General features: G+C 70.9%; 13 protein-coding genes. 6 read left to right on the top strand and 7 right to left on the bottom strand.

Going from position 1 to position 16,518, the window contains the following annotated elements:
* Positions 1–4 precede the first annotated feature (4 nt).
* Positions 5–244, top strand: a complete 240-nt coding sequence (locus tag OG520_RS09325) for a DUF6269 family protein (RefSeq protein ID WP_406012864.1) — start codon at positions 5–7, stop codon at positions 242–244.
* An 87-nt stretch (positions 245–331) separates the two neighbouring features.
* On the opposite strand, the gene OG520_RS09330 is transcribed toward OG520_RS09325, so the two are convergent.
* Positions 332–2,230 (bottom strand): BTAD domain-containing putative transcriptional regulator, encoded by a 1,899-nt coding sequence (locus tag OG520_RS09330; protein WP_406012865.1) that lies wholly within the window; start codon positions 2,228–2,230, stop codon positions 332–334.
* 208 nt (positions 2,231–2,438) lie between these two features.
* Here OG520_RS09330 and OG520_RS09335 point away from each other — a divergent pair, with 208 nt between their 5' ends.
* Positions 2,439–2,723, top strand: coding sequence for a hypothetical protein (locus OG520_RS09335; RefSeq protein WP_406012866.1), 285 nt, complete (start codon positions 2,439–2,441; stop codon positions 2,721–2,723).
* Between the two features lie 12 nt (positions 2,724–2,735).
* Here OG520_RS09335 and OG520_RS09340 read toward each other — a convergent pair whose 3' ends face one another.
* From OG520_RS09340 to OG520_RS09355, 4 genes are all read right to left on the bottom strand, one after another.
* Complete coding sequence (locus OG520_RS09340) at positions 2,736–5,723, bottom strand: BTAD domain-containing putative transcriptional regulator (RefSeq protein ID WP_406012867.1); 2,988 nt, start codon at positions 5,721–5,723, stop codon at positions 2,736–2,738.
* 146 nt (positions 5,724–5,869) lie between these two features.
* Positions 5,870–6,088 (bottom strand): acyl-CoA carboxylase subunit epsilon, encoded by a 219-nt coding sequence (locus OG520_RS09345; protein WP_399332880.1) that lies wholly within the window; start codon positions 6,086–6,088, stop codon positions 5,870–5,872.
* 9 nt (positions 6,089–6,097) lie between these two features.
* Positions 6,098–7,639 carry an acyl-CoA carboxylase subunit beta gene (locus OG520_RS09350; RefSeq protein ID WP_406016450.1) on the bottom strand — a complete coding sequence of 514 codons (1,542 nt, stop codon included), beginning with the start codon at positions 7,637–7,639 and terminating at the stop codon, positions 6,098–6,100.
* A gap of 46 nt (positions 7,640–7,685) precedes the next feature.
* Positions 7,686–8,720: a polyprenyl synthetase family protein gene (locus tag OG520_RS09355; protein WP_406012868.1), complete on the bottom strand. Its 1,035-nt coding sequence runs from the start codon at positions 8,718–8,720 to the stop codon at positions 7,686–7,688.
* A 257-nt stretch (positions 8,721–8,977) separates the two neighbouring features.
* Here OG520_RS09355 and OG520_RS09360 point away from each other — a divergent pair, with 257 nt between their 5' ends.
* The 4 genes from OG520_RS09360 (at position 8,978) to OG520_RS09375 (ending at position 14,687) form a co-directional block, all read left to right on the top strand.
* Positions 8,978–9,673: a hypothetical protein gene (locus OG520_RS09360; RefSeq protein ID WP_406012869.1), complete on the top strand. Its 696-nt coding sequence runs from the start codon at positions 8,978–8,980 to the stop codon at positions 9,671–9,673.
* A 242-nt stretch (positions 9,674–9,915) separates the two neighbouring features.
* Entirely contained in the window at positions 9,916–12,090 is a 2,175-nt protein-coding gene (locus OG520_RS09365) for an MMPL family transporter (protein WP_406012870.1), read from the top strand.
* A 111-nt stretch (positions 12,091–12,201) separates the two neighbouring features.
* On the top strand, positions 12,202–12,747 hold the full coding sequence (locus tag OG520_RS09370; RefSeq protein WP_406012871.1) for a hypothetical protein: 546 nt from the start codon (positions 12,202–12,204) through the stop codon (positions 12,745–12,747).
* Entirely contained in the window at positions 12,744–14,687 is a 1,944-nt protein-coding gene (locus OG520_RS09375; RefSeq protein ID WP_406012872.1) for an ABC1 kinase family protein, read from the top strand. The genes OG520_RS09370 and OG520_RS09375 overlap by 4 nt, the downstream gene beginning before the upstream one ends.
* An 18-nt stretch (positions 14,688–14,705) precedes the next feature.
* Here the strand turns inward: OG520_RS09375 and OG520_RS09380 are convergent, their stop codons facing one another.
* Both OG520_RS09380 and OG520_RS09385 read right to left on the bottom strand, forming a co-directional pair.
* On the bottom strand, positions 14,706–15,500 hold the full coding sequence (locus OG520_RS09380) for an ABC transporter permease (protein ID WP_406012873.1): 795 nt from the start codon (positions 15,498–15,500) through the stop codon (positions 14,706–14,708).
* Entirely contained in the window at positions 15,497–16,504 is a 1,008-nt protein-coding gene (locus tag OG520_RS09385; RefSeq protein ID WP_406012874.1) for an ATP-binding cassette domain-containing protein, read from the bottom strand. Before OG520_RS09385 ends, OG520_RS09380 begins: the two co-directional genes overlap by 4 nt.
* Positions 16,505–16,518: the final 14 nt, after the last annotated feature.

Consider the following 16,518-nt stretch of genomic DNA (forward strand, 5'->3'; position numbering starts at 1 on the left):
AATGATGTACGACAACCAGCCCGGCCCCTCCCAGGTTCAGCACCCCCTGGAAATTCTGACGGAAATCGAGCGACAAGAAGCAGTGGGTCAGGAGCTGCTGGTGCGTGACAGCGGAGCTCCCTGGGCCGAGCTGCTGGCAGAGTACGTGGACGCCCTGAACGAACTGGCCACCCCGGGAACCGCGTCCACCGGCTTCATAGCCGCGTACGGCCTGGACGAGGGGCATGCGGGCGGCTGCGGCTGACCCGGGAACGGCCTGGTGGGCCGGCCGCGAAACGGCGGGCCCACCAGGCCGGGGAAAACACGGACGAGCAGACAGGAAGACGAAACCTCATGCCGCGGCGAGCGTGGGCTCGGGCACGGACGCGGGGTGCTGCTCCTTTGCGAACAGCCCCACCAGCGGCATGAAGCGGTAACGCAGCCGTGCGTCACCGGCGACGCTCCAGGCCTCCAGCAGCCGGGCGTCGGCCAGGCGTTCCAGCAACTCCTCCGCCTCGTCCGGTTCGGTGCCCAGCAGCGCCGCCGCGTCACCGGCCGTCAGCGCGGACAGACCGGCCCACGCCAGGAGGCCGAACGCGGACCTGGCGCGCCGGTCCAACTGCGACAGGGCCACGCTCAGCCCGGTCCGTACGTCGAGGCTGCCGATCCGCAGTTCGCCCAGCCGGCGCCCCTCCGGGGCGAGCCGGTCGGCCAGCCGCGTCGCCGACCAGTGCGGATGGGCCGCCAGCCGGGCCGCCGCGATGCGCAGGGCGAGCGGCAGCCGGTCGCAGAACTCGGCGATACGGGCGGCCGCTTCGGGGGCTTCGGCAAGTCGCCCCGGGCCGACGATGGCGGCCAGCAGGGCGCTCGCCTCGGCGGGTTCCATGGGGCCCAGCCGGACCAGCCGGGTGCCTTCGAGCGAGGCCAGCGGGGAGCCGACTCCGGTGACGACGGTGCGGCTCCCCCCGCCGCCCGGCAGCAGCGGGCGCACCTGGGTGTCGTCGGAGGCATTGTCGAGCACGATCAGCATCCGGCGCCGGGCCAGCAGGGTCCGGTAGAGCTGGACCCGCTCGTCCGGTGTCGCAGGAAGCTGTTCCGGTACGACGCCGAGGGCGCGCAGGAACCAGCCGAGTACCTCTCCGGGCGCGCGGGGGCCGCCGTCGGCGGTACGCAGATCGGCGTACAACTGCCCCTCGGGGAAGCCGGCCCGGCAGTGTTCGGCGACCCGCAGTGCCAGGGCCGACTTCCCGGTGCCGGGCGCCCCGGTGACCACGACGTCCTGGTGGTCGCGCAGTGCGCCGAGTCCCTCCCGGGTCTCGGCGGCACGGCCGGTGAAGTCGCCGGGCGCGGCGGGCAGCATCGCGGGGACGAGGCCCTGCCAGCCACCGCTGCCGGTCTCCGCGCCCTGCCGGGAGGGCGTCCCGGCCGTCGCCGGTGCGGCACACGGCTGGGTCGGGGCGGCAGCCGGCGACGGGCGCCCGGCCGACGTCGTACGGTCCCGCTCCGGCGCCTGCGCGGACGCCAGCGTCCCGGTGAGGATCTCCTGGTGGACGGTGCGCAGGGCCGGGCCCGGGTCGATGCCGAGGTCCTCGGCGAGGGCCCGGCGGCCCTCCTCGTACACGGCGAGCGCATCGGCCTGGCGGCCGCAGCGGAACAGTGCCGTCATCAGCTGGCCGCGCAGCCGCTCGCGGACCGGATGCAGCGTCACCTGCCGGGTCAGCCCCGGGACCAGGTCGGTGTGGCGGCCCAGGGCGAGTGCGGCCTCGGTGTGGTTCTCCAGCGCCGAGAGCCGGGCCTCTTCCATGCGGGGGGCCTCGGCCTCGGCGAGGTACTCGGTGACATCGGTGAGAGCCGGGCCCCGCCAGAGCGCGAGGGCATCGTCGAGAAGGCGCTCGGCATCGGCGTACCGCCCCGCCCGCAGAGCGGCTCGGCCCGTGTCGGCGAGCCCGCGGAAGGTGTCCCAGTCGAAGCGGGCGTCGCCGATGTCCATGCGGTATCCGGGGCCGTGACGCTCCAGTCCGAGGCCGGCGCCGAGGCGGGTGCGCAGCCGCGATACGTAGGTGTAGAGCTGGTTGGTGCTGGTGGCCGGCGGGTCCCAGCCCCACAGCAGGGCGGTCAGCCGCTCGTCGGGCACGACCTTGCCGTGGGCGAGCAGCAGGGCCGCGAGCGCGGTGCGCTGCTTGCTGCCGTCCAGTGCGACCGCGCGGCCGTCGAGCTCGGCCGACACGGGTCCGAGGATCTTGAGGTCCATGCGGCTCTCCCCCGTTCAGCAAGCCCGTTCCGATCGCCGGGCCGTCTGCGGAAGAAGCTACTGAGCTGGGCTTTCCCCTTGACCTCGGTTCGATTTCGTGGCCGCGAAAGCGATTCGAAAGAGCCTCAAAAAGGGGTCTCCGTACCGTTCATGGCACACCGCGGGGCAAGGGCCCGCAGCGCCGCCGCATTCGTCACAGGAGGACATCATGAAGCTCGTCACCCCCTCGGCCAAGGCCCTCCCGGCGGGCCGCGTCGCGGCCGGAGCGGTCCTCCTCCTCGCGGTGGCCGGCACGATGGGCGCCTCGAACGCGATGGGGTCGGCCGCGCGGTGGTCCGGCACGAACGCCGCCGCGAGCACGGTGGCGGACGACCCCTGGACGAGCGCCCCGTCGGGGAAGGCCGACGACCCCTGGACCGTCGTCCGTACCGCGAGGGCGGACGACCCCTGGACGGTCGCCCCCGTGGCGATGAGGGACGACCCGTGGACCTGAGCCCCGGGCCCCTCAGGGCCGTACGAGCGCGAACAAGCGGTCCGAGTCCAATTCCCCGCCGTCGCCGAGCACCGCCAGCAGCCGGGCGGACCGGTCCTGCCAGCCCGGCGATCCGACCTCGGCGAAGAGATCCTCCGCCGCCTTGAAGCTGCCGGCGGCCCCGGCCCGGTCCGCGTGCAGAGCCTGCACGCACCCGAGGACGATCCCGGCCCGCCCTTCCAGAAAGCGGTCGGGCACCTTGGCCGAGGTCAGCAGCGCATCCCGCAGAACCGCCTCGGCCTCCTCGGTCCTGCCCCGGCACCACAGGGCCTCGCCCAGCGTGCGCAGCGTATGCGCCTCACCCCGGCGGTCACCGCTGCCGCGGACCAGCTCCAGCGCGCGTCGGCAGGCTTCCTCCGCCCGTTCCCCGTCCCCCTGATGGATCAGTGCCTCGGCCAGCCGGACGGTGTTCTGCGCCTCGCCCCGTTCGGTCCCCAGGCCGCGGCTTCGGGCGACCGCCTCGGAGGACAGCCGCAGGCTCGCCTGCGGGTCGCCCCGCTCCAGTTCGACCTGCGCAAGGAGCCCGAGCACATGGGCCTCGGCGTAGTGGTCACCGACCGCGCGGAAGATCTCCAGCGAGCGGTGCCCCATCTCCCTGGCACGGTCCATGTCTCCGCGATGGCGTTCGCACAGCGCCAGATTCCGGAGGACCAGGGCGCGTCCCTGGTCCTGGCCCTGCTCCTCGAACAGCCGCAGGGCCAGGCTGAGGCGTCGATGGGCGGAGTCGTGGTCCCACTCGACGATCTCCAGGGTGCCGAGCGAATGCAGCATCGCCGCCTCTCCCAGGACGTCCCCGGTCCGGGCGGCGGCCTCCAGCGCCCGGTCGCCGCAGTCCCGCCAGTCCTCCAGGTAGTTGCGGTTCTGGAAGAGCGTCACGCTGGTCATCGCCAGATCCCAGGCGTAGGCGGACTCGTCGTCCCGGGCGGCCTGCTCCACCAGCCCGGTGATCGAGGAGCGTTCGGTCTCGAACCACTCCATCGGGTCCTCCAGCAGGCTCTCCACCAGATGGCCGGGGAGCGGGTGGAGCGGCGCGGGACCGTGGATGACGGTGTAGTCGCCGCCGTAGACCCGCCGATGGGCCTCTCCGGCCAGCGCGAGCCAGGCGGCACAGGCGCGCCGGGTGGCGGACCGCAGTTCCTCCTCGCTGTCCTCGGCCCCTGCGCACTCGCGGGCGAACAGCCTCAGCAGGTCCTGGAAGCGGTAGCGGACATGTCCGGTGGTGGCGCTGAGCGGTTCGAGCAGCTGGGCGTCGACGAGCTGCTCGATCAGGTCCTCGGCGTCGACGGGGTCGATGTCGAGGAGCGCGGCCCCGGCCCAGGCGGAGAAGTCGGGGACGTTGAGGACACCGAGCTGCCGGAACATCCGTGCGGCATCGGCCGGGAGATCCCGGTAGCTGAGCCGCAGTCCGGCCCGGACTCCGCGCTCGTCCAGGCTGAGCTCGTCGAGCCTGCGGTGCTGGTCCTCCAGCCGGGCCACCAGGGTCCGTACGGACCAGTGGGGTTTGGCGGCGAGCCGTGCGGCCGCGATCCGCAGGGCCAGCGGGAGCCGGTCGCAGAGCGCGCTGAGCCGGGCGGCACCGACCGGGTCGGCACCGAAGCGTTCGTCGCCGGCGACCCGGGAGAGCAGGGCGATCGACTCGTCCTGTTCCAGCGAGCCGAGGTGCAGCGGCACGAAGGCGTAGTCGCCGGCGAGTGCGCCGCCCATCGTGTCGCGGCTGGTGACCAGGACGCAGCAGCGTCCGGTGCCCGGCAGCAGGGGGCGTATCTGCTGGAAGGAGCGGGCGTTGTCGAGGACGACGAGGACCCGGCGGCCGCCCAGGACACTGCGGAAGAGGGCCGTGCGCTCGTTCTGGTCCGCGGGGATCTGCGGTCCGGGTACGCCCAGGGCGCGCAGGAACCGGTCGAGTACGGCTCCGGGCCTGCGGGGCGCCTCCGCCTCGTCGTAGCCGCGCATGTCCGCGAAGAGCTGGCCGTCCGGGAACCGGGCGACGACCTGGTGGGCCCAGTGCACGGCGAGGGCCGTCTTGCCGACGCCACCGGTGCCCGTGATGGACCCGACCGGGAGCGCGCCGCCGTCGAGATGGTCGAGGAGCCGGTCCAGCGAGGCGAGTTCGGGATGGCGTCCGGTGAACGAGGCGGCGCTGGGCGGGAGATGGGCGGGCACGGTGGTCTGGGGTACGAGGCTGACGGCCTCCGCGGGCAGGCCGAGTCCCGGGGAGTCGGCGAGGATCTCCTCGTGCAGCTCCTGCAGCGCCGGGCCGGGGTCGATGCCGAGCTCCTCGGCGAGCAGCCGCCGGGCGTCACGGTAGGTCTCCAGGGCCTCGGCGCGGCGGCCCGAACGGTACTGGGCGAGCATCAGGTGCCCGGTGGCCTGCTCGCGGAGCGGGTGTTCGCGGACGAACGCGCCCAGCTCGCCGGTCATTTCGCGGTGCTGGCCGAGTTCCAGGCGGAGCCCGGCGTACTCCTCGTACACATCGAGGCGCATCCCGGTCAGCTGGGCCGCCTCGGACTCGACGCGCTCGGCGGAGATGCCTTCGAGTGCGGGGCCGCGCCACATGGCGAGGGCCTCCTCGAAGTGGGCGCACGCCTCCTCGGACCGGCCGCGGCGGGCGGCCTCCCGCCCCTTGGCGGCACGGTCCTCGAACTCGACGGCGTCGATGCGGTGTTCGCCGGCGAAGAGCATGTAGCCGGGGTGGCTGGTGACCAGGATGTCCTCGACGCCGACCGCGGCCTTGATGGTCTTGCGCAGGGCCGAGACACAAATGGCGATCTGGTTGCGGGCGGTGGCGGGCGGGTTGCCGTGCCAGACGGCGTCGGCGAGCGTGTCCACCGACACCACCCGGTTGGGGGCGAGGAGCAGCATCGACATGATCGTGCGCTGACGGGCGCCCTGGAGAACGACGGGCCGCCCGTCGGCGCTGATGTCCAACGGCCCCAGGATCCGGAACACCACCTGAAGCACGAGCTGCCTCCTGATTTCGGCCGCAGCCGTACCTGTACGACCGGGTTCGCCGCTTTGAGACTGATTACCAGGGCGGCGCCGGGCCCCGCAACGACGACGGCAGAAAGCTGCCAGAGCCGTGGGAGCCCGGAGCGCCGGGTGTCATTTCAGGCTCTGGCCATCCAGGAGGCGGGCGGGAAGGCATCGGGCCGGTCCCAGACGGCGACCGGTGCGGTCTCCCGTGCCGTGTCCGGGTTCCCGCGACCGGCCGTGGACAGCGCCGTGAGCAGGGCGGTGACGGCCGCCAGCTCCTCCGGGGTGGGGGCGCCCTTGATCACCTTGAACAGGGCGGAGCCGAGCGGCCCCTCGAGTGCCGGTACTGACATGGTGTCTCCTCACGCAGGGGGGTTTCCGTGCTTGCGGGCGGGCAACGGGGCGTGCTTGGAGCCGAGCATGGAAAGCGTGCCGATCAGGACGTGGCGGGTGTCGGCGGGATCGATGACGTCGTCGACCAGACCGCGTTCGGCCGCGTAGTAGGGGTGCATCAGCTCGGCCTTGTACTCCTTGACCAGCTGCCCGCGCATCGCGTCCGGGTCGTCCGCGGCCTGGATCCGGCGCCGGAAGACCACATTGGCGGCGCCCTCGGCGCCCATCACGGCGATCTCGTTGGCCGGCCAGGCGAGCGAGACATCGGCGCCGATGGAGCGGGAGTCCATGACGATGTAGGCGCCGCCGTACGCCTTGCGCAGGATCACCTGCACCCGGGGGACGGTGGCGTTGCAGTACGCGTACAGCAGCTTCGCGCCGTGCCGGATGATCCCGCCGTGCTCCTGGTCGACGCCCGGGAGGAAGCCCGGCACATCGACGAGGGTGACCAGCGGGATGCTGAAGGCGTCGCACATCTGCACGAAGCGCGCCGCCTTCTCGGAGGAGTGGATGTCGAGCACCCCCGCGAACGACTGCGGCTGGCTGGCGACGATGCCGACGACCTGGCCGTCGAGGCGGGCCAGGGTGGTCAGGACGCTGGTGGCCCAGCGCTCGTGGACCTCCATGTACTCGCCGTCGTCGACGAGTTCCTCGATGACCCGACGCATGTCGTACGGTCGGCTGCCGTCCAGCGGGACCATGTCGCGCAGTGCCTCGCATCGCCGGTCGGCCGGGTCCGCCGAGACGGAACGGGGCGGTGTCCCCCGGTTGTTGGAGGGCAGCATCCCGATCAGGTAGCGGACCTCGGCGATGCAGGTCTCCTCGTCGTCGTACGCGAAGTGCGCGACGCCCGAGGTCTCGGCGTGCACATCGGCGCCGCCGAGCCCGTTCTGGGTGATCTCCTCGCCGGTGACCGCCTTGACGACGTCCGGTCCGGTGATGAACATCTGCGAGGTCTCGCGGACCATGAACACGAAGTCGGTCAGCGCCGGGGAGTAGGCCGCGCCGCCCGCGCACGGGCCGAGCATCACGCTGATCTGCGGGATGACACCGGAGGCCCGGGTGTTGCGCTGGAAGATCCCGCCGTACCCGGCGAGCGCGGAGACGCCCTCCTGGATACGGGCGCCCGCGCCGTCGTTCAGCGACACCAGCGGGGCACCGGCCGAGATGGCCATGTCCATGATCTTGTGGATCTTCGTGGCATGGGCCTCGCCCAGCGCACCGCCGAAGATCCGGAAGTCGTGCGCGTAGACGAAGACCGTACGGCCGTCGACCGAGCCCCAGCCGGTGATGACACCGTCGGTGTACGGCTTCTTCTCCTCCAGGCCGAACCCGGTCGCCCGGTGCCGGCGCAGCTGCTCGACCTCCTTGAACGAACCCTCGTCGAGGAGCAGCGCGATGCGCTCGCGCGCCGTCAGCTTGCCCTTGGCGTGCTGCGCCTCGGTGGCGGCGGGCACCCCCTGGAGGACCTCCTGACGGATTCGCGCCAGTTCGCCGATCCGCTCGTTCATCGACATGACCAACTCCTTTACTGTGCCAGCCGGTTCACAGGACGGCTCAGGCGGTCCTGCGGGCGACGAAGTCGCAGAGTGCGGTGAGTGCGCGGCGCGCGGGCAGCGGCGGCAGCTCACCGAGGAAGGCACGGGCCCGCTCCAGGCGCCGGTGCATCAGCTCTTCGGCCTCCGCCGTCACCGGTGAACGGCGGAACAGTTCCAGTGCGCGACGGTGCGCGGCGGGCGAGGCTCCGGCACCGTCGGCGAGCAGGGCGCGCAGCTCGCCGTCGACCGTGTCGTCACCCGCCCGCACCAGGAGTACGGGAAGGCTGGGCACTCCGGCCAGCAGGTCCTTGCCCTGTTCCTTGCCGGTCAGTTCGGCCGGGGCGCTGAGGTCGAGCAGGTCGTCGGCGATCTGGAAGGCGATGCCGAGCTGTTCGCCGTATCCGGTCAGTGCCGCCACCCGCGAGGCGGGCGCGCCGGCCTGCAGGGCCCCGAGCCCCAGCGACATGGCGAGCAGGGCGGCCGTCTTGCCCGCGGTCACCTCGTAGTAATGGGCCACGGGGTCCTCACCGGGGGCGGGCCCGGTCAGTTCGCACAGCTGCCCCGAGACCAGCCGGTCGGCGGTCCGGGCGTTGAGGTCTATCGCGGCGGGAACGAGGCCGGCGGCGAGCCGGGCGGCGCGGGCGAGCAGCCAGTCACCGCCGAGCACGGCGGCCCGGTCGCCCCAGCGCGCGTTGGCGCTGACGACTCCGTGCCGGGTGGTGGCCCCGTCCATGATGTCGTCGTGGTACAGCGAGGAGATGTGGACCAGCTCCGCGATGACGGCGGCCTGGATGACACCGTCCTGCCACGGGTCGCCGAACTCGGCGCCGAGCAGCACCAGCAGCGGCCGGAGCCGTTTGCCTCCGGCCGCCGCGAGATGGCCGGTGAGTGCGGCGATCCGGGGATCGGGGGCGTCGTGGGCGCAGTCCTGGAGCCACTTCTCCGCGACAGCCAGCGCCTCATGCATTCCTGTCTCGAACTCCGCCTCGTGCAGCCCGAGTTGGCCGAGAATCCCGGCCGGTCGCCCCGGCGCGGATATCGGGGCCTCACACATTTGATTTACGCCCACGAGGAAACCCCTCAGTCGCACCGGTGGTGACTCATTCATTCGACGAATATCGACCACCACTCTCCCGTCGCCCCCGGCTTCCGGACAATGGCGCTGACATGAAGGTGCCACTACGTATGCGACGCGCCCGGCGACAGTGAATTGTCAGCTTCCTGCCAACCTCTCCGATGCCGTCTCACGCCTTGAGAGGCCCCGTTACGCTCCGTGCGGAATCACTTGAAATGCCAAGAAGGGCTGGAGAATTGCGTATCCGAATCACCATGGCCGCGACGGCAGCGGCCGGTCTGCTCTCCCTGTCGGCCGTACCCGCCACCGCCGCCGCGGGCGACGCGCCGGCACCCGACGGAGCCGGGCAGGCCTGCACGGACGTGAAGCTGTCGGGTTCGCTGCCCGCGCCACCGGCCGGCATGGCCGTGCGGCAGCAGGTCACCATAGGCGCCGACTGCAAGCCGCAGCTGGGGCCCGCCCGACTGGTCGCCGCGGTGGGCGCGGACACGGGCGGCGGGGCCGGAGCCGCGGCAGCCGGCGCGAAGGCCGCGGGCACCCGGCAGCTGAAGAGCTGGTCCGAGATGTACGACTGCTGCAACATCCGGATGACCGGCCTCTACACGACATCCACCTGGGGCACCGACGGCAACCGCGTCACCACCGCGGCCACCGAGGCGCGCCAGGAATGGAACCGTGAGCCCTGGGACGCGGGCTGGTCGCTGGAATCGTCGAGCAAGAACGCCGACTGCCTCACCGACTGCGCCGTCTCCCACAATGAGGCACACGCCGAATTCTCGTACAAGGGCGTCTTCGACACGTCCGGCGACTGGTACGCGAACAAGCACCATTCCTATGTGGATCTGAATGCCGACGGCACCGCGTCCTGCAGTTTCGACGTGGAGCTGAAGCACAGCTTCATCGGCTGGAATCTGCAGCGGGGCTGCTCCTGAGAGCCGTCCGGAGATGAGTTCCGGACAGCGATCGTGACGGCGGTGGCCGGATCCCGGGGCTAAGGGCTGTCCGCTGCCGCATATTCCCGTCGTCGAATTGGCGTCGGCATGCACATCATGTGTTCGAAGGGCCATGGGAAGGCCTGGCAGCAACCTGACATCCCACGGGATTCCGGGGGTGCGGTCTCCTTACACTCGCGGAGATCGTTTCCCCCCCACCAGAAACCCGCAGAAGGAGTCCCATGTTCGGAGGGATCGGGCGGCTGGCCGTGCGCCGCCCCTGGCTCACCATCCTCGCCTGGATCATCGCCGCCGTGGCGCTGGGGCTCCTCGCCCCACAGCTCAAGGCCACCACCGACCAGGCGGATTTCCTGCCGTCCCACTATGAATCCGTGCAGGTGAGCCGCCTTCAGGAGAAGGCGTTCCCGCAGCAGGAGACACCGGCGGCGGTGGCGGTGTTCCAGCGGTCCGACGGCGGGAAGCTCACCGCTGCCGACAAGACCGACCTGGGCAAGGTCGTCGCGGGGCTCCAGGACAGGAAGCTCGACCGGATCAAGTCCGTGGAGACCAATCCGCAGTCGGTCTCCCCCAATGGCCGGATAGCACTGGCCAGTATTTTTGCCACGGTCAAGGACCCGTACGACGTGAAGGTGTCGGAATCCGTAAAGGAAATCCGGACCGACGTCAAGGAACTGCTGGCCGGCACGGAGCTCAAGGCGGGCATTACCGGAGCCGCCGCCACCGCGCTGGATTCCCAGGAATCGGCCGGCGACACCGATGCCATGATCATGCAGGCCACGCTGCTCCTGATCATCGTGCTGCTGCTGATCATCTTCCGCAGCCCGCTCATCGCCATCCTTCCGGTACTGATCATCGCGCTCACCTTCATGGTCGCGACCGGGCTGATCTCGACCGCCGCGGAACTCGGCGGGCTTCAGGCCGACAGTTCGATCACCGCCATTCTGATCGTCGTGCTGTTCGGTGTCGGCACCGACTACATCCTCTTTCTGCTCTTCCGGTACCGGGAACTGCTCCGGGAAGGCCACGACCCCAAGCCGGCCATGAGCGAGGCGGTCGGTCGCGTCGGCGAGACCATCGCCTCCGCCGCCGGAGCGGTGATCGTCGCCTTCCTCGCCCTCCTGCTGTCCAGCCTCGGCATGCTGCGTGCCATGGGTCCCGCCCTGGCGATCTCGGTGGCGGTCACCCTGGCGGCGGCACTGACCCTGGTCCCGGCGGTCTTCTCCCTGCTCGGCCGCAAGGCGTTCTGGCCGTCCAAGTCCTGGCGCAAGCAGCCCGGTCACGGGCTCGCGGGCCGGGTCGGTGCGCTCACCGCACGACGCCCCGGCGTCGTCGCCGCCGTCTCGGGCGGGCTGCTGGCGGTCCTGGCCGTCGGTGCGTTCAGCTTCAACCCGGCGTTCGACAGCGAGAGTTCGCTCCCGAAGGACCTGGAGTCCGTACGCGCCGGTGAGGATCTGCAGCGCGGCTTCGCCGCCGGGCAGACCGATCCGACCTGGGTGCTCGTAGAGGCGGAGAACGGCGCCCGGCTGAAGCAGGCCGATCTCGACGCGTACCGGCAGAGGCTGACCGCGGCCAAGCTCGGACAGGTCACGCCCGCCACCGTCAGTCCGAAGGGCGACGTGGCCCAGTTCGGCGTGGTGCTGCGGGAGAAGCCCGCCGGCGACCGGGCCATCGAGCTGGTCTCGGGACCGCTTCGCGACGCCGCCCATCAGGCCGCTCCGGACGGCACCCGGGCGCTCGTCGGCGGCACCTCGGCCGTGCTCGCCGACATCCAGCACGCCACGAACCGCGACTACTCACTGGTCTTCCCGGTCGCCGGAATCGCGATCATGGTGATTCTCGGGCTGCTGCTGCGCAGCGTCGTCGCCCCCTGGTACCTGATGCTCGCGGTGGGACTCGGCTTCGGAGCGACGCTCGGCTCCACGGTGTGGCTGTTCCAGGACATCAGGGGCGAGCAGGGCCTGCTCTTCACCCTGCCCGTGATCGTGTATCTCTTCGTCGTCGCGATCGGCACCGACTACAACATCCTGATGGCGGCCCGGCTCCGCGAGGAGACCAGGCGCGGCAGAAGCCCGGCGGAGGCCGTGCGGGAGGCGATCACCCGCACCGCGTCGACCGTCGGGGCGGCGGCCTTCATCCTCGCGGGCACCTTCGGAGTGCTGCTGCTCGCCAAGAACAGCATGCTGCAGCAGATGGGCTTCGCCGTGGCGTTCGGCATCCTGCTGACCGCCTTCGTGATGGCGCTGCTGCTGGTGCCCGCCGTCACGACGCTACTGGGCCGGCGGGCCTGGTGGCCGGGCAACCGGAACACGCCCGTCGGCGACGGCGAAAGCCACCGCGACCCGTCCCCCGAGAAGCCCCACGAGACCGTGAACGCCGGCGCAGGATCGGCGACTTGACGGTAGGAACAACACCTTCCCGGCACCCCCGCGCCGTTCACCACGGCGGCACGGGGGTGTCGGGCTTTGCTTGGTTGTGCCGCATACAAGAAGATTGGCAGTCTGAAGACCATGACCACTGAAGTCAGTCGCGACTCCCGCCGCCCGACGGCGCTGTCCACACCCCCTCCGTCCCGGTGGATGCGCTGGACGGCCCACGCCGTCCCCCTGATCGCCCTGCCCTCCTCGCTGTGGCGCCTGGCCATGACCGTCGGCGTGCCGGTCGGCTACAGCGACGCGGTCCTGCGCACCGACTACGGCCTGCCCGGCAGCGGCTATTTCGTCCTGCCCCTCATCACGGTCCTTCAGGAACTGGTGGCGCTGCTCACCCTCGGCCTGGTCAGCAACTGGGGCCTGGTCGCCCCGCGTTGGCTGCCGTTCATCGGGGGCCGGCCGGTCCGGACCTGGGCGGCCGTCGTTCCCGCGGCTCTCGGCGCACTGATCCTGACCGTGGTGACCTTCAGTCAGTACCTGGCGTGGGACAAGGTCGACAGCGGCAGCCTCGACGATGTCCACCGCAGCGTGATGGGCTGGTGCTACGCGCCCCTGCTGCTGTGGGGCCCGCTGCTCGGTGTCGTCACGGTCTCCTACTACCTGCGGCGAAGGCGTCAGCGATGAACACAGCAGTACTCGTCCTCCTGGCCGCGCTCTCCCTCACCGCGCTGCTCGCCGGACTTGCCTCGGGCGCCCGGCGGCTGCTCGGCGTCGAGATCGGCAAGGGCCGCGCCGCGCTCACCGCGGCCGTCGGCATCGGCGCCGGCACCCTCGTCGGGTTACCCCTGCGCGATGTGCAGCCCCTGGCGCTGCTCACCCTGGAGATCGGTGTCTCCCTGCTGGTGGCCATGGTCTTCCTCGCCGCCACCGAAGTACTGATCCCTTCCGGCACCGTGCGCGGCCTGGTGGGATTCCCGAAGGCGCTGCGCCGCCGTTTCGCCCGGACCCGCCGGTACGCACGGCTGAGCCGGATCTTCGTACGTCACGGACTGGGCCGGTTCCTCAGCGGCAGGTCTCGCCGCGCCCCCGCCGAACGCGCCGTGCTCGCCCCGTCCCTCAGGCTCGCGCTGGAGGAGGCCGGGGTGACGTTCGTGAAGCTGGGCCAGGTGATGTCCACACGCTACGACCTGCTGCCGCAGGAGTTCATCGACGAACTCAGCACCCTGCAGGACCAGGCGACGGCCGAGCCGTGGGAAGCCATCGAGCAGGTGCTCCAGGAGGAACTGGGCGCACCGACCGCCGAGGTGTTCGCCGAGTTCGAGCCCAAGCCGATCGCGGCCGGCTCGATCGCCCAGGTGCACCGTGCCAGGCTGCACAGCGGTGAGCAGGTCGCCGTGAAGGTGCAGCGGCCGGAGGCGCGGGCGATCGTCGTGGACGACCTGGACATCCTGTACCGGTTCGCGGCGAAGCTGGAGCACCACACCGAATGGGGCCGCAGTGTGGGGGCCGGGGCGCTCGCCGAGGGGTTCGCGGCCTCGCTCCACGAGGAGCTCGACTTCCGCATCGAGGCGCGCAACACCCTCTCGGTGGCGGCCGCCATCGAACAGTCCACCGGTGAGTCCGTGATCCAGGTGCCCGAGGTGCACCTGGACCTCAGCAGTCGCCGCGTCCTGGTCACCGAGTGGATGGAGGGCGTCCCGCTGCACAGCGTCTCGGGCATCCTCGACGAACGCGGACTGGACCGGGACGCCCTGGCGCAGGCGATGCTGGAGTGCCTGCTGGGACAGATCATGACGAGCGGGGTCTTCCACGCCGATCCGCATCCCGGCAACCTGCTGCTGCTCGCGGACGGGCGGCTCGGCATGCTCGACTTCGGCTCGGTGGGGCGTATCGACCGGTCGCTCCGCTCCACGCTGCGCAGCATGCTGCTCGCCCTGCACCGCGGCGATCCGGCCGGCCTCTCCGATGCGCTGCTGGAGCTGGTGGCCCACCCCGAACTGGTCGACGAGCGGAAGCTGGAGCGGGCGCTCGGAGGGTTCCTGGCCAGGCATTTCGCGCCCGGTGTCAAACCGGACCGGGAGATGTTCGCGGACCTCTTCACCATCGTGTCGCGGTACGGGATCAGCGTGCCGCCCGAGATAGCGGCTGTGTTCCGGGCACTGGCCACCATGGAGGGCTCCCTGGAACGGCTCGTCCCGGACTTCGACATCGTCACCCGGGCCCGCTCCTTCGCCGTCACCCAGCATCTGCGGAAGCTGCGGCCCGAGATGCTGGGACGTTCGGTGACCGAGGAATTGCTCGCCATGGTTCCGATGCTGCGCAGGCTGCCGCGCCGGGTCGAACGGATCGGCAGTGCCATCGAGGGCGGTCAACTCACCGTCGGTGTACGGATGTTCCAGGATCCGCAGGACCGCAGATTCCTGCGTTCGCTGGTGCATGAGGTACTGCTGGCGTTCCTGGGCGGTGTGATAGGTCTGGTGGGTGTGCAGCTGCTGCGGACCAGCGGCGGACCCCGGATCAGTGACGGTCTGGGGCTCTTCGAACTCTTCGGCTACAACCTCCTGCTCATCAGCTGCGTGCTGGTACTGCGGGTGCTCTTCATGATGATCAGCCCGAGACGCTGAGAGGCTGTCGGGTGACCGTCAGCGCTGTGCGGCCGCCTTCTGGTACGCCCGTCCGGCCAGCGGCACCACCACGGCGATCAGGATCACGAGGACCGCCAGCGCGGCGGGGATGGGATGCTCCGCGGGGAACGCCCCGCTGGTGGCGCCCCCTTCGTTGCCGAACAGGTCCCGGCTCGCGGAGACGACCGCGCTGACCGGGTTCCACTCGGCGATCACCCGCATCCAGCCGGGCAGCCCGTCCAGCGGCACGAACGCGTTGGACAGGAACGCGACCGGCATCATGATGACGCCGGCCGCCGCGCTCACGGTCTCCACATTGCGCAGCACGAGCCCCAGCAGGGCGCCCAGCCACGACATCGCGAAGCCCATCATGAGCAGCAGTCCGAAGCCGGCCAGCGTCTGGAGCACGCCGTTGTGCGCGCGCCAGCCGATGAAGTACCCGACCAGTGCCATCACGGCACAGGTCCAGGCGACGAGCACGCCGTCCGCCACGGTCCGTCCCACCAGGACGGAGGACCGGGAGATGGGCAGCGCACGGAACCGGTCCACCAGACCGTTGTTGAGATCGCCCACCACGCCGACCGCGGTCGTGGTGATGTTGGTGAGCATCACCTGCGCGAAGATGCCGGCCATGATGTATTCCTTGTAGCCGCCCTCGCCGGGCACCTGCATGGCGCTGCCGAAGAGGTAGCCGAAGACGATGACGAACGCCACCGGCATCACGGTGATGCCGAGCAGTTGTTCCGGCATCCGGCGGATGTGCCGCATCTGGCGGCCCACGAGTGCGAACGAGTCGCTGATTGCCTCGGTCATGCCGGCTGCTTCTCCTTGGTCGTGGTGGCGGTTCCGCCAGCGTCGGGATCCGACGCGGGCTCGGTCCGGCCCTGCTTCCCGGTCAGGGCGAGGAACACGTCGTCGAGCGAGGAACGGCGTACGGCGAAGTCCTCGGGCTCGATCCCGAGCCGCTGGAGACCGCTCGCAGCCGCGGCGATGGTGCTCACACCGCCGGTCAGCGGTACGGAGACGGTACGGGTCTCGCGGTCCGTGACCGGTTCCCCGGGCGAGATGTCGGACAGCGTCCGGGCCACGGCCGCCAGATCGGTGACGGAGGCCACCGACACCTCCAGCCGCTCGCCGCCGACCTTGCGCTTGAGCTGGTCGGGAGTGCCCTCCGCGATCACGGTGCCCTGGTCGATGACCGCGATCCGGTCGGCCAGCTGGTCGGCCTCCTCCAGGTACTGCGTGGTCAGCAGCACGGTCACGCCCTCGGCCACCTGGTCCCGGACCATCTGCCAGAGGGTCTGCCTGCTGGTGAGGTCCAGACCGGTCGTCGGCTCGTCGAGGAAGAGCACCGGCGGCCGGGCGACCAGGCTCGCGGCGAGGTCGAGACGGCGGCGCATACCGCCGGAGTACGTCTTCGCCGGCCGGTCGGCGGCGTCCACGAGCCCGAACTGTTCGAGGAGTTCATGGGCACGGGCCTTCGCCCCGCGCCGTCCGAGGTGCAGCAGCACCCCGATCAGCTGGAGGTTCTCGCGCCCGGTGAGCCGCTCGTCCACCGCCGCGTACTGGCCGGCCAGCCCGATGTGGGCGCGCACTTCGCGGGCCTGGGTCGCCAGGTCGTACCCGGCCACGGTGGCGCGCCCCTCGTCCGGCTCCAGGAGCGTGGCGAGAATCCGTACGGTCGTGGTCTTGCCGGCTCCATTGGGTCCGAGGACGCCGAGGATGGTGCCCGCGGGTACGGAGAGGTCGATGCCGCTCAGCGCCTGATGGTCGCCGTAGCGCTTGCGGAGACCCTCCGCCGAGATTGCCGTTTCCATGACGGCTGCTCCTT

Source organism: Streptomyces sp. NBC_00984 (assembly GCF_045162475.1).
Classification (GTDB): Bacteria; Actinomycetota; Actinomycetes; order Streptomycetales; family Streptomycetaceae; genus Streptomyces.

Coding starts and splice junctions, on each gene's coding strand:
- OG520_RS09330 (WP_406012865.1), bottom strand. CDS start 2,230: ATGGACCTCAAGATCCTCGGACCCGTGTCGGCCGAGCTCGACGGCCGC.
- OG520_RS09350 (WP_406016450.1), bottom strand. CDS start 7,639: ATGAACGAGCGGATCGGCGAACTGGCGCGAATCCGTCAGGAGGTCCTC.
- OG520_RS09355 (WP_406012868.1), bottom strand. CDS start 8,720: ATGTGTGAGGCCCCGATATCCGCGCCGGGGCGACCGGCCGGGATTCTC.
- OG520_RS09345 (WP_399332880.1), bottom strand. CDS start 6,088: ATGTCAGTACCGGCACTCGAGGGGCCGCTCGGCTCCGCCCTGTTCAAG.
- OG520_RS09365 (WP_406012870.1), top strand. CDS start 9,916: ATGTTCGGAGGGATCGGGCGGCTGGCCGTGCGCCGCCCCTGGCTCACC.
- OG520_RS09375 (WP_406012872.1), top strand. CDS start 12,744: ATGAACACAGCAGTACTCGTCCTCCTGGCCGCGCTCTCCCTCACCGCG.
- OG520_RS09335 (WP_406012866.1), top strand. CDS start 2,439: ATGAAGCTCGTCACCCCCTCGGCCAAGGCCCTCCCGGCGGGCCGCGTC.
- OG520_RS09370 (WP_406012871.1), top strand. CDS start 12,202: ATGACCACTGAAGTCAGTCGCGACTCCCGCCGCCCGACGGCGCTGTCC.
- OG520_RS09380 (WP_406012873.1), bottom strand. CDS start 15,500: ATGACCGAGGCAATCAGCGACTCGTTCGCACTCGTGGGCCGCCAGATG.
- OG520_RS09325 (WP_406012864.1), top strand. CDS start 5: ATGTACGACAACCAGCCCGGCCCCTCCCAGGTTCAGCACCCCCTGGAA.
- OG520_RS09385 (WP_406012874.1), bottom strand. CDS start 16,504: ATGGAAACGGCAATCTCGGCGGAGGGTCTCCGCAAGCGCTACGGCGAC.